Here is a 22,057-nt window from a genome sequence, read left to right on the forward strand (position 1 = left end):
CGAGGGGGAGTGGAGCCGTGACCGTCGAGACAAGGGAACGCCTGCGCCTCTTTCATGCTCCGGACGATCTGTTCGAGCTGGTCATGGATGTGCGGACTTATCCGGATTTCATCAGTCAGATCACGGCGATGCGCATTCTTCGCGAGAGCCATGACGGTCCGCTGACCGATCTGACGGCGGAAGCACGGGTCCGCTACAAATTCGTCGCCGAACGCTTCACCTCGCGTGTGCTGGCCGATGCCGCAGCACGAACGATCGATGTCAGCTTCGTCGCCGGCCCGTTTCGCGTTCTGGAAAACGCCTGGCGGTTCCACGCCCTCTCGGACGGGTCGACCCTGGTCGAATTTTCGATCCGCGCGGCTTTCAAGAACGCGATCCTGCAAATGCTGCTGGAGACCAATCGCGGCCGGGCCGCCCACATGCTGGTCGAGCGTTTCTCCGCCGAAGCGAACCGCCGCTACGAGCCGGCAGGCGATCCTTCTCTGGATCTATCCGAAGAAATCGACGCCCTCTGAGAGCAAGTCGAGCGCGGTCGCCACACTGGCAAGCCGGACTGCGTCGCGGCCGCGACCGCCGAAGCGGTGAACATCGGTCTGCGTGGGTCCGTTGCGACGGGCCAGCGCGAAATGGACGAGCCCGGCCGGCTTGTGCTCCGAGCCGCCAGGACCGGCCACGCCCGTGATTGCCACGGCAAGATCCGCGTTGGAACGGAGCAGGGCTTCCTCGGCCATGCGCCGGGCGACTTCCTGGGACACCGCGCCATTCGCCTCGATCACCCGCGCCGGAATGCCGAGCATCTCGGTCTTCGCCTCGTTGGAATAGGTCACGAAGCCGCGGTCCACGACATCGGACGAACCAGGGATTTCAGTCAGGACACCACTCACCAGACCGCCCGTGCAGCTCTCTGCAGTGGCGATCATGACACCGGCCGTGCGGGCCCGGTCGAGAAGGGTTTCGGCCTGTTCGAGAAGAGAGTCGGGGAAGATCATGCCAGTCTCGCGGTTACGGTCGCCTGCGCGGCCAGGCCTTCACCCCGGCCGGTAAAGCCGAGGCGCTCGGTCGTGGTCGCCTTGATGTTGACGCGGCTTTCATCGAGTCCGGTGATCTCGGCAAGTCGCGTCCGCATGGCGGCCTTGTGAGGACCGATCCTGGGGCGTTCCGCGATGATGGTGAGGTCGGCATGGACGAGCTCTCCGCCCGCTTTCTTAAGCAGCGAGATCGCATGATCCAGGAATCGATCCGAAGCCGCCCCGCGCCATTGCGGGTCTGAGGGCGGGAAATGCTCGCCGATATCGCCGGCTCCGGCCGCGCCGAGAACGGCATCCGTCACGGCATGCAAGGCGGCATCGGCGTCCGAATGGCCCACCAGGCCGAGCCCGGCCCGAATCTCGATGCCGCACAGCCACATCGCCTCGGCCGGTTCCAGCCGGTGCACGTCGAAACCATGCCCGGTAACCGTGACAGCCTGGCTCATCAGCATCTCCTCGGCGCGCCGGAAATCCTCCGGACGGGTCAGTTTGAAGTTGGATGCATCGCCCGGAACCGTCTCCACCTGACCGCCCGCGGCCATGATCACCGCGGCGTCGTCGGGCAGGGCGCGCTCACCCAACTGAGTGTATGCGGTCAGGAGCGGCGTCAGGTGAAAGGCCTGCGGCGTCTGCGCGGCGGCCATGCCGGTCCGGTCGACAGGCTCGGTGACACGCTGGTCCGCGTCCAGTTTCATCAGCGCGTCAGCCACCGGGAGTGCAGGAATGACAGCGGGGGCGTGCTGCAGCGCGGCAATGATCCGGTCGATCAACTCCGCACTGACGAAGGGGCGCGCGGCGTCGTGGATCAGAACGGCATCCACGGCCCGGGCGCGCATGTGATCGAGACCGGCTCGCACGGAAGCCGTACGGGTCGCGCCGCCGTCCACTGCCGGGATATCGCATCCCATTTCCTGCAATACTTCACCGAAATGGGCGGCATCAGCCGGATTGGTGACGACGACGAGGCTGTCGATTGCGGGATGCGCCACGAACCGGTCCAGCGTCCGGGCAAGCACGCTCCGGCCGAGCAGGGCGCGATACTGTTTGGGAAGACCGCCGCCCGCCCGCTCGCCCCGGCCCGCGGCCACGATGACAGCACCGATTTTCATATGAGGTTCTCATCCATTGCCGCAGCGCAGCAAGCCCGCTAGCTTGTTGGGCTTACGACGCTCTTCACGGATTTGTCCAGACGCATGCGCTTTTCCATCGGCTCCCACGACATCACGATTCCGGCCATACTCGCGCCGATGTCCGGGGTAACGGACCTGCCCTTTCGCCGCCAGGCCCAGCGCTTCGGGGCGGGCATGGTCGTCTCGGAAATGGTCGCCAGCGACGCCCTGGCCCGGGGCCGCGTCGACATGGTGCGCAAGGCTGCGCTCGATGCCTCGCTGTCTCCCTGCGTGATCCAGCTGGCCGGCCGCGAGGCTCGCTGGATGGGCGAGGGGGCCAGGATCGCGGTCGATGCCGGTGCCGAGATCGTCGATATCAATATGGGCTGTCCGGCCCGCCAGGTCACGAAAGGCCTGTCAGGCTCCGCCCTGATGCGCGATCTGGACCATGCCATGACCCTCATCGATGCAGTGGTGGCCAGCGTCGATGTTCCCGTCACGCTGAAAATGCGGCTCGGCTGGGACCATGACAGCATCAATGCGCCGGAATTGGCCCGCCGGGCGGAAAGTGCCGGCGTGCAGGCGCTGACGGTGCACGGCCGGACCCGGCAGCAATTCTACAAGGGCGAGGCTGACTGGGCCGCGGTCAGGGCGGTGCGCAAGGCCAGCCGTTTGCCGCTCACGGTCAATGGCGACATCACATCCGCAGCCGAAGCGCGTGAAGCGCTCGCGCAATCGGGCGCCGACGCCGTCATGATCGGTCGCGCCGCACAAGGCCGACCCTGGCTGGTCGGAGAGATCGGGGCTGAATTGCTGGGCCAGGCGCCGGAGACCGCCTGGAGCGACAAGATCGACGCCCTCGGAGAACAATTCGGCGACGCCCTGGACCTTTACGGCGAGGGATTGGGCATCCGTATGATGCGCAAGCATTTCGCCAGCTTCGTCGATCTCGAGTGCGCCGGGCGCGATCCCGACTGGTGCCGGGCCGCTAAGGGCGTGCTCTGCCGGAGCGAAGCGCCTGCGGACATTCATCGCATGATCGATCGTCTGCGTGTGCCCGAGGACCGGGCGGTCGCATGACGCAGAAGGCCTCAGCCAGCTCGCCGGCTGAGCGGGCCGCCGAACAGGCCGCGCTTCCATTGCTGGCCTTCGATCGTGATGGCGGCTTTCTCTGGGCAAACACGCAGGCGGAGGAGTGGCTGGGCCTTTCCGCGCGCCATCTTCGCAGGGGACGGTTCGCGGAGCATTCGCGTAGTTGCGGCCAGTTGATGGAGATCGTCGACCAGGCTCGGTCCAGCCAGCGCACCGTTGTCGCGCTCGGGAGAGGGCTCGGGACGTCCCGACTGCAGGACGTGCATGTGCGTTGGACCGATGAGGTGCCTGAACTTGTCGTGTCTGTCCTGCCTCATACCGAGCTGGGATCGCGGGCATCGGAGGCGCCGGCGCTCGGTTTCGGCCGCATGCTGGCGCACGAACTCAAGAATCCCTTGGCCAGCGTAAGGGGCGCCGCCCAGCTTATCCGCCGCGAGGGCGATCCTGATGCCGCGCGCCAGCTAGCGGCCATGATCGTCGAGGATGTCGACCGGATTACGCGTCTCGCAGACCACTGGAGCCGCGTCGGCGATATCCGTATGGGCGATACCTCGCGCCTCAGTCTGAACCGGATCGCAGTGGATGCGGTCGCCAGCCTGGGGCGAGCAAATCCGGCGGTCGAGCGTCGCGTGGCGGAAGATTTCGACCCGTCTCTCCCGGAATTTTCCGGTGATCGCGACCTGCTTCTTCAGGCCGTACTCAATCTGCTTCAGAATGCCGTGGATGCGGTTTCGGGCGTCGAGCACCCGGTCATCCGCGTGGAGACGCGGTTCGATGCGGGGCCGCGTAGCCGGACCGGCGCAGATCCGGCACCGCTCGTCCTCGTCGTACGCGATAACGGCCCCGGTATCCCCGACACGCTCGGACCCGGTATATTCACGCCGTTCGTGACGACCAAGCCTGCGGGCGAAGGGCTCGGTCTCGCCTTTTCGGCCCGTATCGCCGCCCTGCATGGCGGCCAGCTGGACTATGAGAGCGTGCCTGGCGACACCCGATTCAATTTGCGACTGCCCGTGGCCAGGGAGAACTGAATTTGAGTGCCCGTATCCTGCTTCTGGAAGACGATGAGAGCCTCAAACTGATCCTGTCTCGCGCATTGGGTACGGCAGGATATCAGGTGCGTGCGACGGCTTCGACTGAAACCGCGCTTGGCTGGATTCGCAATGGCGAGGGCGACCTCCTGCTCGCGGATGTCCTTCTGGACGGCCGGAATTTCCTTGAAAATCTGGGTCTGGTTCATCGGCTGCGCCCGAGTATGCCGGTTATCGTGATGAGCGCGCAGGCGACGGCGAGTACGGCCATCGGGGCTGCGAAGGGCGGGGTTTACGAATATCTGCCCAAACCGTTCGATCTCGATGACATGCTAGATACGGTCGCCGCGGCGCTGGGCGAGGCCGCGGGTGGACATCGCAGCCGGACCGTCGAGGAACCGACCGGGTTTATCGGTCAATCGGCTGCCATGCAGTCAGCCTTCAAGGCGATCGCGAGGGCAGCGACGAGCCAGGCCCATGTCATGATCACCGGCGAGCCGGGTGTGGGTAAGCGGCAGGCCGCCGAAGCCCTATTGCGAGCGCGTGGAATCGCATCGGACGATGCCTCTGTCGTAACGCCCTCCAACTCGGTCGCGGAGATTTTCGGCTCCACGCAGGCCGCCGGTCAGGTGGTCTGGCTGAGACTGGAGGAATGGAGTGCTCAACAGCAGCGTGCGGCCCGCGATGCCCTGGACGCCGGATCAGGCCGGGTCATCGCGACGGCGTCCCAGGCTCCAGACGCACCGCTCGACGCGCGGCTCGTATCCCGATTGAGCGAATGCATCATTTCCGTGCCGCCCTTGCGGGAAAGGCGCAGCGATATTCCGGTGCTTTGCGCAGCTTTTCTCACGCAGTTTGCGCGCCGCGACAAACAGGATGCGGTCCGTCTGTCCAGCGAGGCCGAAGACTATTTGGCCAACTCGCCCTGGACCGGCAATGTGGTCGAACTCCGCTCTGTGCTTTCTCGCCTGGCGCTGGGCACGCGAGGCAATGTCGCCAATCTGCCCGATGTCATCGACGCCTTCCGGACGGAGTCTACCGAGTTGCGGGACGAGTTGGACTTGCATGCCAACGCAATTGCGGCTTCGGCCCTGTCCGCACCGGATGCGCGCCAGCTGGCCATGGATGCCGTAGACCGGGCTCTGTTCCGGCAAGCCCTCGACCGCTGCGGGGGCAATCGGTCCAAAGCCGCGGAATTGCTTGGCTTAAACCGGAACACGCTGGCTCGCAGGCTTAACGAGCTGGGTGAGGGCGATAGCTGACTGTTGCTGGAGAAACACTCTTGTTGATTTTGTGCAACTCACAGGTAATGTTGCTGCGTTGCAAGGTTCGAGGTGGGGTTTGCCACAGAGTTCGACGAAGACGCTGATCCGCAATATTTCGCCGCGGTCCGCTGGGCTGTTCGGCATCGGTTTCTTCGTATCCCTCGCTCTGTTGACCTTAACGGCACTCGGCTTTCTGGGCGAGGGAGGCTATCTGCAGCCCGGCGACCGGACAGCGCTTGGAATATTGGTCGGCAATGCTGTCCTGATCATGGGCCTGGCGGCCGTCGTCGGGGTTCGTTTCTTCCGGCGCCTCAAGGCGCGACGCTTCGGCGAGCCGACGCCGCGCCTTCACCTCAGATTCGTGGCGCTATTTTCGATTGCGGCGGCAGCGCCGGCGGTCATCTCAGCGCTTTTCCTCGGAGCCGTCCTCAACCGCGGCGTCGATTACTGGTTCGGCGAACGTATCGGAACCCTGGTCGATGGCGTTTCCGAGGGCGCCTACGATATTTACGTGCGAGAAGCGAACCGAGCCTCCGCGAGAATCGTTGCGATGGCATCGGACCTGTCTAGCGAGGGTGCGGTCGAAGCCTTCACTTCAAGCCGCATCCGCTACGTGCAGTATCTTAGCGCGCAGGCGGCAGAGAGGGGCTTCAACGCGGCCTATATCGTCGATGGCCGAGGTACCCTGCTCGCCCGCACTCAGTTCCGGGAAAACGAATCCTACACGCCGCCATCTCCGCGGCTTTACGAGTTGGCCGCGGATGGGAATCCTGTCGTCACCACTCCGGAGTTTACGCCGGTGGGGACCGATGTAATGGGGGTTCTCTACCGGCTCGATGCTTATGAAGACGCCTTCCTCTATGTGTCGCAGGAATTCGACATGGATCTCTTCCGGAGCATGGAAGATGCGCGAATTTCGCTGCGGCGCGTGACGCAGCAGGAAGGCGAGATCCGCACCACATTCTTCGTCCTCTATCTTGAGGTGGCCGCGCTGATCCTGATCGGAGCCATCTGGCTGGCATTGACGGCAGCGACCCGCGTCGTAACGCCGATATCGCGTCTCGTCGGAGCCGCCGAACGAGTCCGCCGCGGCGATCTGGATGCCCGGGTCCAGATGGGCCGTGAGGACGACGAAATCGCCGCGCTGGGCCGGGCGTTCAACCGGATGACCCGGCAATTGCGCAGCCAGCGGCGAGAGTTGATCGAGTCGCACGCGGAATCCGAGAAGCGCCGGGCTTTTATCGAGGCCATTCTCGCCGGTGTCCGCGCGGGCGTCATCGGTCTCGATGGGCAGGACAATGTCACGCTCATCAACCGCTCCGCAATCGGCATGCTGTCGCCCGGTACGCAGGACCTGATCGGCGTCAACATCGACGAGGTAACACCGGAGCTTTCGGATATCGTCAAGGAAGCGCGCCGCCGTCCGGGCGCCGTGGCGGAAGCCCAGCTGGATCTTCGCACCGACGACGAACAGATCCGGCATTTGACCGTCCGCGCCTCTATGGACGAGGAGGCGGGTCTGGTCATCACCTTCGACGATGTGACCCGTCTCGTGACCGCCCAACGCAACGCCGCCTGGCGGGAAGTCGCGCGCCGGATCGCCCACGAGATCAAGAACCCGCTCACTCCGATCCAGCTGTCGGCCGAACGCATCCGGCGAAAGTACCGCAAGGACATCACCAGCGATATCGAGACCTTCGACCGCTGCACCGAGACGATCGTCCGACAGGTCAATGATATCGGCCGTATGGTCGACGAGTTTTCTTCCTTTGCGCGCATGCCGCAGCCGAAGGTCGAGCGGGTCGAGATGCGCGATCTGGTGAAATCGGCCGTGTTCGCCCAGCGCGTGGCGTCGTCCGAGATCGATGTTCGTTTCGACCAGCCCGATGCAGCTGTTCATGCGCTGTGTGATGCGCGGCTTTCGAGCCAGGCCCTGGCGAACATTCTGAAGAATGCCGCAGAGAGTGTGAGCGCCCGGATGGACAAGGACGGTGCGCCGGGCGCGATCACCGTCTCATTGTCCGAAGACAACGGATTTGCGGTGATCGAGGTAAGCGATAACGGGCTGGGTTGGCCGACGGCCAACCGCGAGCGTTTGACCGAGCCCTACATGACGACCCGCGAGAAGGGGACCGGTCTCGGTCTCGCGATCGTCAGGCGCGTAATGGAAGACCACAAGGGGCGTCTGGAGCTTGACGTTCCGCCAAGCGGGCAGGGGGCGGTTGTCCGCCTTGTCTTCCCGCTGGCGGACGAATCCGAAACCGTGCTCCAGACCCAAGAGGAGGCGTAAGTCATGGCACGTGACATCCTGATCGTCGATGATGAGGCGGATATCCGCGAGCTGATTGGCGGTTTGCTCGAGGATGACGGGTACGAAACGCGCGAGGCGGCCGATGCCGATGGCGCGCTGCGGGAGATACGGGCCCGCAAGCCTTCCCTGGTCGTTCTCGACGTCTGGCTGCAGGGCAGTCGGCTGGACGGGATCGAGCTACTCGACGAGTTCCGGGCTCTCGATCCCGATCTCCCTGTGATCGTGATCTCCGGGCATGGCACGATCGAGACTGCGGTCGCCGCGATCCGCAAGGGCGCCTACGATTTCATCGAGAAGCCATTCAAGAGCGACAAACTTCTGCTAACCGTTGCCCGCGCGCTGGAGACCAGTCGTCTGCGGAGCGAGAATGCGCAGCTGCGGGCTCGCACGGATGCGCAGAACACGCTGATCGGCGAGTCGAGCGGGATCGCCCAGGTCCGGCAGCTGATCGAGCGCGTTGCGCCGACAAACAGCCGCGTCCTGATCACCGGACCGTCAGGTGCCGGCAAGGAATTGGTGGCACGCCTGATCCATGAAAAATCTCCGCGCGCGGTCGGTGACTTCGTTGCGGTGAGCGCGCCGGGTATGGCACCGGAAATGGTGGACGAGGAATTGTTCGGCCGGGAAAATGAGGATGGATCGGTCAAGCATGTCGGTCTTCTCGAGCGCGCCCATGGCGGCACGCTCTATCTCGACGAAATCGCCGACATGCCTTCGGATACCCAAAGCAAACTGCTTCGCCTCCTCGTCGAGCAACGCTTCCGACGCGTCGGGGGTGCCGAGGATGTCCAGGTCAATGTGAGGGTGATTTCCAGCACCGCCCAGGACCTGCATGGACGCATTGCAGAAGGGCGTTTCCGCGAGGACCTCTACCATCGCCTCGCCGTCGTACCGGTGACCGTGCCGCCGCTTGCCGAGCGGCGCGAAGATATTCCGGAACTGGTCACCCATTTCGTGACCCGACTGACAGCGTCGGCGGGCTTGCCACCGCGCGAGTTTGCAGATGACGTCATGGCCGCGCTGCAGGCACATGGCTGGCCGGGCAATGTTCGCCAGCTCCGGAACAATATCGAGCGTCTGCTCATCCTCTCGACCGGTTCTCAAAGCGAGCCGATCACACTGGAATCGCTGCCGTCCGAAGTCGTGACCCGGGAAAACCAGGATGTCGGGTTTGACGCCGAGCGCATGATCGCCTTGTCTCTGCGTGAAGCGCGGGAGAATTTCGAGCGTGAATATCTCAAGGCACAGATCGATCGTTTCGGGGGAAACATCTCCCGCACGGCGGCCTTTATCGGCATGGAGCGCTCGGCCCTGCACCGGAAGCTCAAATCTCTCGGCGTGGGCAATTCGCAGCGCGACAGCGTTGCCTAGCGCCAGTCAGGTGGAAACATCATGAAAGCGATCGTTTGCGGAGCCGGCCAGGTCGGAGTGGGCATCGCACGAGCCTTGGCCCGTGAGGGCAATGCGGTGACCGTGGTCGACTGGTCGACCGAGCTTGTGGACCGTGTCGTGACGGATCTGGACGTCCGCGGAGTCGTGGGCCACGGCTCGCATCCGGACGTGCTCGAGCGTGCGGGGGCGAAGGAGGCAGACCTCCTCGTAGCGGTCACGCATTCCGACGAAACCAACATGATTGCCTGCCAGGTGGCACATTCGCTCTTTGCGACGCCGATGCGGATCGCTCGTGTTCGCGCCCAGAACTACCTGGATCCGGCCTGGGCGGACCTGTTCAACACCGGCAATCTGCCCGTGGATGTGGTCATCTCGCCGGAACTGGAAGTCGGTCGTGCCATCCTGCAGCGCGTGGAGACGCCGGGCGCGTTCAATACAGCCGTCTTCTCGGGCGGCCGCGTACAGCTCCTCGGTCTGCGGCTGGAGGAGAGCTCCCCCGTGGCCGGTTCGACGACAGAGCAGGTCATGGAGCTCTTCCCCGATCTGCGTCTCGCAGTCGTCGGGGTTCAGCGCGAGCAGACGCTTTTCATCCCCAAGGCCAACGACCCGCTTCTTCCGGGCGATGACGTGTATGTCGTTACGGAGAGTGCGCAGGTCCGCCGTATTCTGGATATTTTCGGCCGGACCACCGAAGCCATTCGCCGGGTGGTGGTCGTGGGTGCGGGCAATATCGGTGTTTATGTCGCGCGGGCCCTCGAGCGCGCCGGCGGCGTGAAGGTCCGACTTATAGAAGCCGACAAGGGCAAGGCCGAAGCCGCGGCCGAACGCCTCAAGAAGACCGTCGTTTTGCATGGCGACGGGCTGAGTTCGAGAATCATGCACGAAGCCGGCGTTTCCAAGGCGGAGCTGGTGGTTTGCGTCACCAATGACGACAAGGTGAACATGCTGTCGGCTGTGATGGCCAAGCGGGAAGGGGCCGAGCGTGCTCTCAGCCTGATCAATGAGAAGGCCTTCGAAGATCTCCGCGAACCGCTCGGTATCGACGTTCTGATCGATCCGCGCGCGACGACGGTTTCGACCATCCTCCAGCATATTCGGCGCGGTCGCATCACAGGTCTCCAGAGCCTGGGGGGCGGGCAGGCCGAGGCCCTTGAGGGAATCGCACTTTCCACGTCGCCATTGGTCGGCAAACCGCTGGACGAGCTCGAATTGCCGGATGGCGTCGCTCTGGGCGCTATCGTACGTGGCAACAAGGTCATCTTACCCTGCGATGAGGGGAAAATCCGGGAAAATGACCGGATACTGCTGTTCTGCAATACGGCGCTCATCCCGAAGGTCGAACACCTGTTCCGCGTCAGCCTCGAGTATTTCTAGCCATGTCGCTCGCGGCACTGCTTCGTCCGCTCGGCGCACTCTGGGTGCTGGTCGCCTTCGTGGCCATGATCGCCGCGATCACGGCTGCGGCGGTCGGCGAGCCGCATCTCGCCCCCTTCTTCGCCATGACGGCCGGGATGGCCCTTGTGCCGGGTGGCCTTGTTTTGGCGGCGACCAATGGCTTCAAAACCGGCGCGAGCGCCCTTGATGCGCTGGGCCTTGCCTTTCTCGCCTGGGTCACGACGCCGGCTGTTGCGGCACTGCCCTTCTGGCTGACGGGATATTTCGATCCGCTGGACTCTCTCTTCGAGGCCTATTCGGCGGTAACGACGACCGGTGCGACCTTGTTGCCGGAAGGCGATCTGCCGCGGTCGCTGATCTTCTGGCGGGCACTTCTGGCCTGGCTCGGCGGGTATGCGACCTTGCTCCTCGCGATCGGTGTCTTCGCGGCACTGGACCGGGAAATTCCCGTGATCCGGCGTTCGTCGATCCTCACGATCCGTCCGCGCAGCGTTTTCTCACACCTTCCGCAAGCCGCACGTCGCGTCGGAATCGTCTATGCGGTCCTCACCGCCTTTATCTGGCTCGGGCTTCTGTTTTCCGGAAACGATCTTTTCGATGCCACCGTCCTCGCGCTCGGTTCGATCTCGACGAGCGGATATACGCCCTATGAAGGCAGTCTGGTTTCAACGATCGGCCCGGTTTCGACCATGTGGGTGGCGATCGGCTGTCTCGTCGGAGCGATGAATATCTCCCTGTTCTGGGACGCACTGCGCGATCGCATGGCCTTCCGAGATCCGGACATCGCCGGGATTGCAGCTCTGATCGCCGGCCTCACGCTTCTCTATGCCCTTGCCGATCAGAACCACATCATCACGCATGCGCTCGATGCGCTCTTTATCGTAACCACGGCGGGCTACAGCGCGTCCGGGGATCCCTCTCCGGTCATTCTCGGCGCAGTATTCGCGGCCCTGATCGGGGGCGCGGCGGCTTCGACCACGGGCGGGATCAAAGTCTCCCGCATCCTCCTTCTCTGGCAGCGGATGGGATCGGAACTCGCCGTGCTGTCGGATCCGTCGAGCGTCGTGCCCGTGCGTTTTCGCGACCGGCCGGCGAGGGACGGATCGCTGATCGGAATCTGGGCCTACGTCCTCGGCTTTGCCGCCTGCCTGGGAATAGGCGGGATACTGCTGGCGGTTAGCGATGTGCCTTTCGAAAACAGTTTTCTCGCGACCGCATCGGCGCTTTCCAATACCGGTCCGCTCTATGATCAGGTCGAGGGCGGCTGGCGCGATATAACCGCTGGAGGCAAGACCTTCCTTATTGCCGCCATGATTCTGGGGCGGCTGGAGGTTCTCGCGGCGCTCGGCGCCATCTGGGCCATCTTCATCAGGAAATAGCCGTGTCACGATTTGCTTATGTCAATGGTCGCTTCGTTCCCCATGCCCATGCGGCCGTTCATATCGAGGACCGCGGCTTCCAGTTCGGCGACGCCGTGTATGAAGTCTGGAGTGTCCGGGATGGCCGCTTGCTCGATGCCGACGGGCATTTCGCGCGCCTCCAGCGTTCGTTGGGAGAGCTGCGGATCTCGATACCGAAATCGGAAGCCGCGCTGCGCCTGGTGATGCGGGAATTGCTGAGACGAAATCGAGTTCGATCGGGTCTGATCTATCTTCAGGTGTCTCGCGGGCAGGCCCGGCGCGACCATGCTTTTCCTCCAACCGGCATACAGCCCACACTTGTCCTGACGACCAAGCGGGTCGATTTCGATGCTGCGGCGAGGCGGGCCTCCGCCGGCGCGAAGGTGATTACGGTGCCCGACCAGCGCTGGGCGCGCTGCGATATCAAGACCGTGAACCTGCTTCCCAACGTTCTCGCGAAACAGGCAGCGAGGGAGGCGGGTGCCTTCGAGGCGTGGCAGGTCGATGCAGACGGGCGGGTGACGGAAGGCAGTTCGACCAATGCCTGGATCGTCACGGCTGACGGTATTCTCGTCACCCACCCGGCGACCCATGACATTCTCCACGGCATCACGCGAGCGACCGTACTGGCCTGTGCGGCGGCGCTCGACTATCCGGTCGAGGAACGCACCTTTACTGTCGAGGAGGCGCTGAAGGCTCGCGAATGCTTCATGACCTCGGCCACCACTTTCGTCACGCCGGTCGTCGCTATCGACGACAAGACAATCGCGAATGGAGCCCCCGGCTCGATGGCGATCGCGCTTCGTGAGGCATATCTAGCAAAGGCCTAGGCTGCATTCCGTCTTTGCCAGAGAAATGAGACGGTTGCAGCGTAGCACAAGGACTGTATACGGTAGGGCAAGAATCGCTGACGAAAGCGACCTTTGTGGAGCCACCATGTCGCACGATAAGAAACAAAACCTGCAGGATGTCTTCCTGAACTCTGTGCGCAAGACGAAAACCCCATTGACGATTTTCCTCGTCAATGGCGTCAAGCTTCAGGGCGTTGTCACCTGGTTCGATAACTTCTGTGTCCTGCTTCGCCGGGACGGGCTGTCTCAGCTCGTCTACAAGCACGCCATCTCGACGATCATGCCGGCTGCGCCGGTGCAGTTGTTCGAGACGGACAAGGCGGACGAGGACGAAACCGAAGAGAGCGCTGCGGATTGATCGAGCGCGAGGCGCCGGTATCGCGCGCCATTGTCATACATCCGGCCGATCGCATGGCCATGGCGCGCGCCGATGCGCGCCTTGAAGAAGCGAACGGCCTCGCAGAAGCGCTCGACCTCGTCGTGGCCGAGGCTTTTATCGTACCTGTTCGAAAGATTGATGCCGGGCGCTATTTCGGCCGGGGCAAACTGGACGAACTCAAACAACGTATTGAAACGGCCGACGCCGATGTCGCGGTGATCGACGCCGCGCTGTCGCCCATCCAGCAGCGCAATCTCGAGAATGCCTGGAAAGTGAAGGTCGTCGACCGGACCGGGCTGATCCTGGAAATCTTCGGCCAGCGCGCGCGTACCAAGGAAGGCGATCTCCAGGTCGAGCTTGCCCGCCTCGCTTACGAGCGGTCGCGCCTTGTTCGGACATGGACCCACCTGGAGCGCCAGCGTGGTGGCCGGGGCTTTCTCGCCGGACCTGGCGAAACCCAGATCGAGACCGACCGCCGGCTGCTCAACGAGAAAATGGCGAAACTTCGCCGTCAGCTCGACGAGGTCCGGCGAACACGCAGCCTGCATCGCGCAAAGCGCCAGGATGTCCCGTTTCCGACCGTGGCGCTGGTCGGCTATACGAACGCCGGAAAATCCACGCTTTTCAACAAATTGACCGGGGCAGGGGTGTTCGCCCAGGACATGCCATTCGCCACGCTGGACCCGACCGTTCGAGCGCTGGACCTGCCCAGCGGGACGCGGCTCCTGCTCTCCGATACGGTGGGGTTCATCACGGATTTGCCCACCGAACTCATCGCCGCCTTCCGGGCGACTCTCGAAGAGGTCAGGGAGGCCGATCTTCTCGTACACGTGATCGATGCGTCTGATCCCGACCACGAGGGGCGGATCAAGGATGTCGAGGGTGTGCTGGACGCCATCGAGGCCGGGCCGCAGCATGAACAGACCATGATCGAGGCCTGGAACAAGGCCGACCGCCTCGATGTCGAGGCGGTAGAAGACCTCGCCTTTCGGGCCGACATCGCCAATCTGAAGGCGGGGCGCCGCGTCAAGATCCCCATGTCCGCCGTCACGGGGACGGGCATCGACATTCTGGTCGAGGCGGTCGAGACGGCGCTGACCGCCGATCAGGAAGTGCTGCACGTCACCATTGCGCCGCACCAGGCGCGGGCGCTCGCCTGGTTGCACGAGAATGGCGAGATACTTGATTCCGAAATTGATCCGGAAACCGGCTCAAGCCGGATCCAGGTTCGGCTGGCGCCGGCAGAAGCGGGCCGTTTCCGCTCGCAATTCCCTGATATCGCAGTCCCGCAAGGGATTGGCGAGATGCAGGACGATGACGAGTTCTAGGCGCTGACGGTCTTTCCGTCCTTTTCGATCCCCTTGGCTTCATCCCAGAGCGATTCCATCTCCTCGAGGGTGGTCATGCTCATCGCGCGGCCCTCATCGGCGAGGCGCGTCTCGATATGGCGGAAGCGGCGCTCGAACTTGGCATTGGCGCTGCGTGTTGCGGCATCGACATCCACATCAAGTTTTCTGCCCAAGTTCGTGCAAACGAACATCAAATCCCCGATCTCCTCAGCGATTTCATTTGCATTCCCGCCCACCATGGCCTCGCGTACTTCTGCGAGTTCCTCATCGACCTTATCCAGCACACGCGATGCTTCCGGCCAGTCGAAGCCGACCGTTGCGGCCCGCTTCTGGAGCTTCTGGGCCCGTTTGAGAGCGGGAAGGGCGATCGGTACGTCGTCGAGCACGCTTTCGCCCTTGTCGCGCGCGGCGCGTTCCTCGGCCTTGATGGCCTCCCATTCGATGGTCTGCGTCTCGGTATCGCGCGTCTCCGCGTCGCCGAAGACGTGCGGATGCCGGCGGATCATCTTGTCGTTGATGGCCTCGACGATATCGTTGAAGTCAAAGAGCGAGCCTTCCTCGGCCATGCGCGCGTGGAAGACGACCTGGAGGAGCAAGTCACCGAGCTCGTCTTTCAGCTCGGCGAAATGGTTCCGCTCGATCGCATCCGCGACTTCGTAGGCTTCCTCGATCGTATAGGGCGCGATCGACTTGAAGTCCTGCTCCAGATCCCAGGGGCAGCCGCCATCGGGGTCTCTCAGCTTCGCCATGATGGCGATAAGGCGTTCCATAGGCGGCAGGGCGGCGTCGGGTGCGGGCATGGTTGATCCGTAAGGGCTGACAGGTCGATTCGGGCGAATGCTTGGCATAGCCGATCATAAACGCCCTGCCTATGGCGAGGGCAGTCGTGACGATTATGGCTCTGACGAACTTAGGGCCGCCAACTGCCAGCGCAATTGCGGCTTTTCCAACGAGATGTCTCTTTGCCATGGTCAAGACCAGGCCCGAGTACGAGACAAGAGACAGTTCGTCACCAGCGAGCCGCGCCGTCGCAAGTAAAATCGCTTCAAGGCATTTTCGTCCCCGACGGATACTTCAAGCAGGAAGAGAGAAGCGACTTCCCATACCGCGCGAACCAGGATTTCAATTCGGGCAGATGTTAAACCGCCTTCATCAAGCGGCGGAAATAGCGACCGAAATGTCGGTTCTCACAGAATAGGGCCCGCACGCTCGGATGTGTCTGAGGGACATCAATAGAGCGCATAATGAATATTATGAGAAATTCGGGCGGGCTCTGAGATAGCTGCAGCATCGCTGGGATATCAGGCGTCGAGCTCGATCGACCCTTCGAGATCGAGGATGCGGAAGCCGTCATGGCCGGCAACGACATGATCCGGGAGATCACGACTCAGCTCGGTATGGTCGAGCGTGTTGTGGAGGTTGGTCAGCACGCCCATACCCGCCGAAACGCGTTCGAGAGCGTCCAGTGCGTCGGAGAGATTGAAATGCGTCGGATGCGGTTCATGACGCAAGGCGTCGACCACCCAGCACCCGATACCGTCCAGGATCGTGGCGCTGTCATCAGGCAGCGCGTTGATGTCGGCCGAGTACGCAAGATTGCCGATCCTGAAACCGAGCGCGCGGATTCGACCGTGCTCCTGGTCGAACGGAATCAACTCGATCACACCGCCCGGCCCATCGATAGAGACCGGTGTTCCGCACGCGCTCATGGGACGTTTGTCGAGGATCGGCGGATAGCCTGAGTTGGGCGGCGTTTCGAACGTATAGCCGAAACGGGTGGTCAGACTGGCTTCGGTCGGCGCGTCCATCCACACCGGGATACGCTGGCGCTGCAGATAGGCAAATGCGCGCAGATCGTCGATGCCATGCGTCTGGTCGGCATGGTCGTGAGTCATCACTACGCCGTCGATCCGCCGGACGGCGGCGGACAGCATCTGCTCGCGGAAATCCGGCGATGTATCGATCACGACACGCGTGACGGCTTCGCCGGCTTCGAGCTCCGCCAGGCTTGAAGCGCCCTCGACGAGCGCCGAACAGCGGCGGCGGCGATTTTTCGGATTGGAAGGATCGCACAGCCCCCAATCGCCATTGGCGCGCGGAACGCCTCCGGAGGAGCCGGTGCCCAGAAGCGTGAGGCGGACGATACGGGTCATGGGCGCGGCACGCGGTCGAACAGTCGGAAGAAGGCGTCCGTCGTCTTCTCGGCGCACTCCGCCTCACTCCACCCCTTCACAGCGGCCAGACCGCGAGCCACGTCAGGCAGGAAGGCCGGCTCACAGCGCTTGCCTCGATGCGGAACCGGCGCGAGATACGGGCAGTCCGTCTCGACGATGACGCGATCGTCCGGAACGGTATCGCGGAAGACCGCGCGGACATCCTCGGCCTTCCTGAAGGTGACGATCCCGGATGCGGCGAAATAGGCGCCGAGTGCGGCGGCACGCCGGGCGAGACCGGCGCCGCCGGTATAGCAGTGAAGCAAAGGTCGGAACGCCCCCTTTCCCATTTCCGCCTCCAGCAGGTCGGCCATGGCATCGTCGGCCTCGCGGGTATGCAGGATGAGTGGCAGATCGGTCCGCCGGGCGGCCTCGACATGAGCCAGCAGACTGGCGAACTGGTCCGCGCGCGGGCTGTAGCCGTAGTGAAAGTCCAGGCCCGTCTCGCCAATCCCGACGACTTTAGGATGCTGAGCGATTTCTACGAGTTCCTCAGCCGTGATGTCGGGCCGGTCCTTGGCATGGTGCGGGTGCGCGCCGATCGTGCACCAGATATCTTCATATCGCTCAGCGATCGAGGAAACGGCTTCGAAATCCGAGAGTTGGCAGCAAATCGTGATCATCCGGCCGATCCCGGCCTCGCGGGCGCGCTCGATCACGGCATCGAGGTCATCGGCGAACTGCTCGCCATGTAAATTGACGTGACTGTCGATCAGCATGCTGGGTCCCGGTGTCAGGCTTTCGCCTTGCGCGCCGCGTCCCGGGCGAGCCCGAGCGCAGCCAAGGCGCTTTGCTTGGCGTCGAGATAAAGCGCATCGCTGTCGCGGACAAGGCGGTTGAGGTCTCGCCAGGCATTCAGCCAGGGTTCGCTATCGCCGCCATGACCAGCGAGACTGCGGGCCTGTTTGCGCATCGCATTGGCCAGCGCCTCATAGAAGAGACTGCGCAGATCCTCCTTGCCCTTGGCCGAGACGCGCTCTGCGAGGCGGCGCATTTCCGCTTCATTCGCGATCGCGCCTTTCGACACGATGGTATCGACATCGCGGGCAAGACCGACGCCGCCGGCAACGCTGAGCGAGAGTGCCCGGCCCGGTGCGCCATGGGCGAGTTCGGATGCCGCCATCGCCTCGGCTTCGGTCGTCACCCCGCCGCTTTTCTGAAGCCAGGCCGCCGTGTCCGCCACTGAGGGCGGCCTCAGATCGAGGCGCCGGCAACGCGAGCGGATCGTGGCCGGAAGGCGCCCGGGTGTGTGGGTCACGAGGAAGAGCACGCCGCGCTTGGGCGGTTCCTCGAGCGTCTTGAGCAAGGCGTTGGCGGCATTGGTGTTCATGTCGTCCGCGCAATCGACGATGCAGACCCGCCAGCCCCCGCCGCCGGAGCTCATTTCGAAGAAGTGGGGAGCACGCCGCGCTTCCTCGACCGTGATCTCGGCCCGCCAGCGTTTGCGTTTGTCGTCCCAGGGCCGACGCAGAAGCAGCAGATCGGGACAGGCCTGGGCCTCGAGAAGCTTGCACACCGGATCATTGGGACTCGTCGCGAGCGCCCCTGCCCCGTCAGCGCTGACCGGTTCGGCGCCCAGGACACGGCGTGCGGCGCGCCAGGCGAAGCTCGCCTTGCCGACGCCACGCGGCCCGGTGATCATCCAGGCATGATGCAGGCGTCCGCTCGACCAGGCATTGGCAAAGGCGGTTTCCGCAGCCTCATGCCCGAACAGGTCATAGCGCTCCCGCGGGGCCAGGCAGCCGGGCTGGACGTCGGAGCCTATGTCGGGATCGGTACTCAAGCGCTGACGCCGAGCCGGCTCTCGATGCCATCGATGGCCCGGCTGCGGACCTCGTCAGGCCTGGCGGCCGCGTCGAGGACGAGGCAGCGCTCGGGCTCGCGGGCGGCGATATCGAGAAAACACTGGCGAAGCTTGGCGTGGAAACCGCCATCGAAGCGTTCGAACCGGGTTGAGTCCTCGCCGCGCTGGATGGTGCGCTCGATGCCCACTTTCGGATCGAGATCGAGGATCAGCGTCAGATCCGGACCGAAATCGCCCAGTGCTGCCTTGTGCAAGGCCCGGATACGGTCCGTGTCGATCCCGCCTCCGGCGCCCTGATAGGCCAAGGTGGAGTCCGCAAAGCGGTCGCTGATGACCCAGGCGCCGCGTTCGAGCGCCGGTTCGATCAGTCGTTCGACGTGATCGACGCGAGCCGCATACATCAGGAGTGCTTCGGTCATGGGCGACCAGCGATCGGTCGCCCCGGTCAGCAGGATTTCACGCAGGCTTTCCGCACCGGGCGTGCCGCCGGGTTCACGCGTCAGGACGACTTCCCGCCCCTGGGATTCGAGCCAGGCTGCGAGCGCCTTGATAAGCGTCGTCTTGCCGGCCCCCTCTCCGCCCTCGAGCGTGATGAAACGTCCGCGCACCGGCTCAACCCCGGATCATGTGGGCAAGCGCGGCGCCGATGCGGCCCATCAGGCCCTTCTGCTCGACATCCTCGGCAGCGACGAGTGTGTATTCGCGCGGCTCGATACCGGGTGCTTCGACGACAAGGATGGCGATTGCATCGCCCTCGGCGATCGGCGCCGGGACCGGGCTTTCGTAATTGACGCTGACCGTCATGTCGCGGCGGGCGCGGCGGTGCATGCCGACAGAGACCGGCTCTTCCACACGCAGTGAAACCGTCTCGCTCTCGCCGAGGAAGACGGTCGCCTCATGCTCGACGGTATCGCCGGCCTCGAAGAGATCGATGACGGAGAAATCGGACAGCGCGGCGCGCATCATGCGCTCGGCTTCCGTGGCGCGGGCCGTGTTCGAGTTCATCCCGTTGAAGACAATGATGCGGCGCTCGCCGTCGCGCTCGGCCGAGCCGACGAGACCGTAGCCGCTGGCTTCGGTGTGGCCGGTCTTGAGCCCGTCGGCGCCCGAGAAGACGCCCAGCAGCGGATTGCGATTATACTGTCGGATGCCGTTATAGGTGAATTCGCGCTCGGCCCAGACATCGTAGAAATCCGGATGGTCCTGGATGAGAATGCGCGCCAGCCGGGCGAGATCAGCAGCCGAAATCACGTGGTCCGGATCGGGCCAGCCGGTCGCATTGGCGAAGCTGGCGCTTTCGAGACCAAGCTCGTGCGCGCGGTCGGTCATCATGTCGGCAAAGGCGGACTCGCTGCCGGCGATCGCTTCGGCCACGACGATGCAGGCATCATTGCCCGACTGGACGATGATGCCGTGCAGCAAATCCTCGACTCGCACGCGGCTGTTCACTTCCAGGAACATGGTCGAGGAGCCGGAGGCGGCACCGCCGGTGCGCCAGGCATGCTCGGAGACCGGCAGCTCGTCGTCCAGCGAGAGCGAGCCAGCCTCGATCGCCTCGACCAGCATGAGCACGGTCATCATCTTGCTCATGGAGGCCGGCGGCATCGGCTCGTCGCCATTGCGCTCGAACAGGATTTCGCCGGTCTCGTAATCCATGATGACGGCGTGAGTGGCGTCCGTCTCATAGGTGGACTGGGCCAGAGACGGGGCCGAAACGGCTGTCGTCACGAAGAGAAGAATTGCCAGAATTGCGCGCACGTCGAAGGCTCCCGGGCCAGAATCAGGTGATCGGTTCGAAGAGGTCACCATGAAAGCGCGGCAAGAGCATGGCGTCCAGCGCCGAGCGGGCCTGCATCTCAGCGATGCGGGCCGCGGTCTCAGTTGAGCGCGACGATCCGGCTGTCGTAAATACCCCAATCGGCGAGTTGCTCGCGTGCGGCATGGGCCGCGCCTCGGTCGCTCCACTGACCGAAATAGACCCGGTAGACAGGGCCCGAAGCCCCCTCGCCGGCCTGTACCCAGACCTCGCCGGCGCTGGCGACGCGATCTGCGAAGCGCTGGGCGTTCGACGCGTCGGAAAATGCACCGATCTGGAGCGTCAGGCCCGAACCGGCCGGCGGCGTGTAGGCGGGCGTTTGCGGCAAGGCCGGTTGGGCCACTTGCGGGGCGGGCAACGGATCGGCCATGGCGATCTGCACCGGAGCTGCCGTGGCCGCCGCGACTGTCTGCAGGACCGGCTGCGGGATCGGCTCGGGTACCGGCTCCGGCGCAGGCTGGCTCTGGGGTCGCGCATGCGACGGGACCGAACCCGTGTAATGCGTCCGCGGCGGTGGCGCGCCATTCGGTCTGGCGGGGCCGAGATAACGCACGCGAACCGGCGCCAGACCGGCACCGATATAATCGAGTTCGGTAGCCGCTGCCCGGCTCAGATCGATGATCCTGTCGTCCACGAATGGGCCGCGATCATTGACGCGCACCAGAATGCTGCGGCCATTGTCCAGATTGGTGACCTCGACGATGGAGGGGATGGGCAACGTCGTATGCGCCGCCGTCATGGCGTGTTGGTCGAAGGTTTCGCCATTGGCGGTCGAGCGGCCATGAAAGTTCGGCCCGTACCAGGATGCGATGCCGGTGCGATCGTAATTGTCTTCCCGGACAGGCCGATAGGTCCGGCCGCTGATCCGGTAGGGACGCCCCACTTTCTGGTGATCGCTCGACGCCGCCAGGAACCGGCCGGCATCCACCGGCGCTCCTGAGCTGCTGCCCCGGCCGGAATAATTGTCCTGATAGGGTGAGGATCCGCCGGCAGACGCGTCGAAACTGCGATACCCGTCCGGCGAGGACGCACAACCCGCCAGCAGCGCGAAACCGGCACACAATCCGATAAGCGAAGTCAGCCGCACATGCGTCTCCCGATCCATCCAGCGTTCGACACTATGCCGGAATGGTGAAAGGAGGGTAAGCATGATCGTGAACGCGCCGCTGCATGAGCGGAGTTGCCATGGAGCCCGGTTGCCCGCTAATTGAACCCGTCCGGAGGGGTGGCAGAGTGGTCGATTGCGGCGGTCTTGAAAACCGTTGAACCGCGAGGTTCCGGGGGTTCGAATCCCTCCCCCTCCGCCAGTTTCCTGAACCAAGATCAGGTTGATCTCACGGCAGTCCGCTTCGCGGACGCCTCCGATGGGGCGGCCCACAAGGGCCGGCGCGCAGTCGCGCTTTCCAGTGCCTCTTTCGTCTTCCCCCGCCGGGGGAAGTGGGCCGCGGCAAAGCCGCGGGTCGATGGGGGTATTCGGCGTTTCATCCTGCACCATCCCCCTCCGTCCCTGCGGGACACCTCCCCCGGCGGGGGAGGACGAAACACCGATAGTGCCACGACCTTCCGGCCTGGCGGTATGAGGGGTGCAGGATGCCGGCTGATGCCGGAGTGTTGCTGTAAGT

20 protein-coding genes and 1 tRNA gene are annotated in these 22,057 nt (G+C 63.9%); 12 read left to right on the forward strand and 9 right to left on the reverse strand.

The window, feature by feature from the left end; all coding sequences use genetic code 11:
• Window positions 1–17 precede the first annotated feature (17 nt).
• Window positions 18–515 (forward strand): type II toxin-antitoxin system RatA family toxin, encoded by a 498-nt coding sequence (locus AC13HB_RS05675; RefSeq protein ID WP_482948765.1) that lies wholly within the window; start codon window positions 18–20, stop codon window positions 513–515.
• Here AC13HB_RS05675 and AC13HB_RS05680 read toward each other — a convergent pair.
• Both AC13HB_RS05680 and AC13HB_RS05685 read right to left on the reverse strand, forming a co-directional pair.
• Window positions 489–989 carry a CinA family protein gene (locus AC13HB_RS05680; RefSeq protein WP_482948766.1) on the reverse strand — a complete coding sequence of 167 codons (501 nt, stop codon included), beginning with the start codon at window positions 987–989 and terminating at the stop codon, window positions 489–491. The two genes, AC13HB_RS05675 and AC13HB_RS05680, sit on opposite strands and share 27 nt — an antisense overlap.
• Entirely contained in the window at window positions 986–2,137 is a 1,152-nt protein-coding gene (locus AC13HB_RS05685; RefSeq protein ID WP_482948767.1) for a bifunctional 2-C-methyl-D-erythritol 4-phosphate cytidylyltransferase/2-C-methyl-D-erythritol 2,4-cyclodiphosphate synthase, read from the reverse strand. The genes AC13HB_RS05680 and AC13HB_RS05685 overlap by 4 nt, the downstream gene beginning before the upstream one ends.
• 84 nt (window positions 2,138–2,221) lie before the next feature.
• Between AC13HB_RS05685 and dusB the strand changes: the two genes are divergently transcribed.
• The 10 genes from dusB to hflX all read left to right on the forward strand — a co-directional run bounded on the left by dusB (window position 2,222) and on the right by hflX (window position 14,581).
• On the forward strand, window positions 2,222–3,217 hold the full coding sequence (gene dusB / locus AC13HB_RS05690; protein ID WP_482948768.1) for a tRNA dihydrouridine synthase DusB: 996 nt from the start codon (window positions 2,222–2,224) through the stop codon (window positions 3,215–3,217).
• The gene (locus AC13HB_RS05695) at window positions 3,214–4,260 is read left to right on the forward strand and encodes a two-component system sensor histidine kinase NtrB (RefSeq protein WP_482948769.1); all 1,047 of its coding nucleotides are present in this window, start codon (window positions 3,214–3,216) and stop codon (window positions 4,258–4,260) included. The genes dusB and AC13HB_RS05695 overlap by 4 nt, the downstream gene beginning before the upstream one ends.
• Before the next feature lie 2 nt (window positions 4,261–4,262).
• Window positions 4,263–5,522: a sigma-54-dependent transcriptional regulator gene (locus AC13HB_RS05700; protein ID WP_482948770.1), complete on the forward strand. Its 1,260-nt coding sequence runs from the start codon at window positions 4,263–4,265 to the stop codon at window positions 5,520–5,522.
• Window positions 5,523–5,601: 79 nt separating this feature from the next.
• Window positions 5,602–7,815, forward strand: coding sequence for a sensor histidine kinase NtrY-like (locus AC13HB_RS05705; RefSeq protein ID WP_482948771.1), 2,214 nt, complete (start codon window positions 5,602–5,604; stop codon window positions 7,813–7,815).
• A gap of 3 nt (window positions 7,816–7,818) precedes the next feature.
• Window positions 7,819–9,207: a nitrogen assimilation response regulator NtrX gene (gene ntrX, locus AC13HB_RS05710; protein ID WP_482948772.1), complete on the forward strand. Its 1,389-nt coding sequence runs from the start codon at window positions 7,819–7,821 to the stop codon at window positions 9,205–9,207.
• A 21-nt stretch (window positions 9,208–9,228) separates the two neighbouring features.
• Entirely contained in the window at window positions 9,229–10,602 is a 1,374-nt protein-coding gene (gene trkA / locus AC13HB_RS05715) for a Trk system potassium transporter TrkA (protein WP_482948773.1), read from the forward strand.
• A 2-nt stretch (window positions 10,603–10,604) separates the two neighbouring features.
• Window positions 10,605–12,002: a TrkH family potassium uptake protein gene (locus tag AC13HB_RS05720; protein WP_482948774.1), complete on the forward strand. Its 1,398-nt coding sequence runs from the start codon at window positions 10,605–10,607 to the stop codon at window positions 12,000–12,002.
• A 2-nt stretch (window positions 12,003–12,004) separates the two neighbouring features.
• Complete coding sequence (locus AC13HB_RS05725) at window positions 12,005–12,853, forward strand: D-amino-acid transaminase (RefSeq protein WP_482948775.1); 849 nt, start codon at window positions 12,005–12,007, stop codon at window positions 12,851–12,853.
• A gap of 106 nt (window positions 12,854–12,959) precedes the next feature.
• Complete coding sequence (hfq, locus tag AC13HB_RS05730) at window positions 12,960–13,232, forward strand: RNA chaperone Hfq (RefSeq protein ID WP_482948776.1); 273 nt, start codon at window positions 12,960–12,962, stop codon at window positions 13,230–13,232.
• A complete protein-coding gene (gene hflX, locus AC13HB_RS05735; RefSeq protein ID WP_482948777.1) occupies window positions 13,229–14,581 on the forward strand; it encodes a GTPase HflX in 1,353 nt (450 codons plus the stop codon). The genes hfq and hflX overlap by 4 nt, the downstream gene beginning before the upstream one ends.
• On the opposite strand, the gene mazG is transcribed toward hflX, so the two are convergent.
• The 7 genes from mazG to AC13HB_RS05770 all read right to left on the reverse strand — a co-directional run bounded on the left by mazG (window position 14,578) and on the right by AC13HB_RS05770 (window position 21,522).
• Window positions 14,578–15,402 (reverse strand): nucleoside triphosphate pyrophosphohydrolase, encoded by an 825-nt coding sequence (mazG, locus tag AC13HB_RS05740; protein ID WP_482948778.1) that lies wholly within the window; start codon window positions 15,400–15,402, stop codon window positions 14,578–14,580. The genes hflX and mazG overlap by 4 nt on opposite strands.
• A gap of 501 nt (window positions 15,403–15,903) precedes the next feature.
• The gene (locus AC13HB_RS05745; protein ID WP_482948779.1) at window positions 15,904–16,755 is read right to left on the reverse strand and encodes an MBL fold metallo-hydrolase; all 852 of its coding nucleotides are present in this window, start codon (window positions 16,753–16,755) and stop codon (window positions 15,904–15,906) included.
• Window positions 16,752–17,534 (reverse strand): TatD family hydrolase, encoded by a 783-nt coding sequence (locus AC13HB_RS05750; protein ID WP_482948780.1) that lies wholly within the window; start codon window positions 17,532–17,534, stop codon window positions 16,752–16,754. The genes AC13HB_RS05745 and AC13HB_RS05750 overlap by 4 nt, the downstream gene beginning before the upstream one ends.
• 14 nt (window positions 17,535–17,548) lie before the next feature.
• Window positions 17,549–18,598 (reverse strand): DNA polymerase III subunit delta', encoded by a 1,050-nt coding sequence (locus AC13HB_RS05755; protein WP_482948781.1) that lies wholly within the window; start codon window positions 18,596–18,598, stop codon window positions 17,549–17,551.
• Window positions 18,595–19,227 carry a dTMP kinase gene (gene tmk / locus AC13HB_RS05760; RefSeq protein ID WP_482948782.1) on the reverse strand — a complete coding sequence of 211 codons (633 nt, stop codon included), beginning with the start codon at window positions 19,225–19,227 and terminating at the stop codon, window positions 18,595–18,597. The genes AC13HB_RS05755 and tmk overlap by 4 nt, the downstream gene beginning before the upstream one ends.
• Before the next feature lie 4 nt (window positions 19,228–19,231).
• Entirely contained in the window at window positions 19,232–20,377 is a 1,146-nt protein-coding gene (locus AC13HB_RS05765; RefSeq protein WP_482948783.1) for a D-alanyl-D-alanine carboxypeptidase family protein, read from the reverse strand.
• Between the two features lie 119 nt (window positions 20,378–20,496).
• Window positions 20,497–21,522 carry a septal ring lytic transglycosylase RlpA family protein gene (locus tag AC13HB_RS05770; RefSeq protein ID WP_482948784.1) on the reverse strand — a complete coding sequence of 342 codons (1,026 nt, stop codon included), beginning with the start codon at window positions 21,520–21,522 and terminating at the stop codon, window positions 20,497–20,499.
• Window positions 21,523–21,654: 132 nt separating this feature from the next.
• Between AC13HB_RS05770 and AC13HB_RS05775 the strand changes: the two genes are divergently transcribed.
• A tRNA-Ser gene (locus AC13HB_RS05775) sits at window positions 21,655–21,742 on the forward strand.
• Window positions 21,743–22,057: the final 315 nt, after the last annotated feature.

This window comes from Maricaulis sp. B-26 (assembly GCF_056857855.1).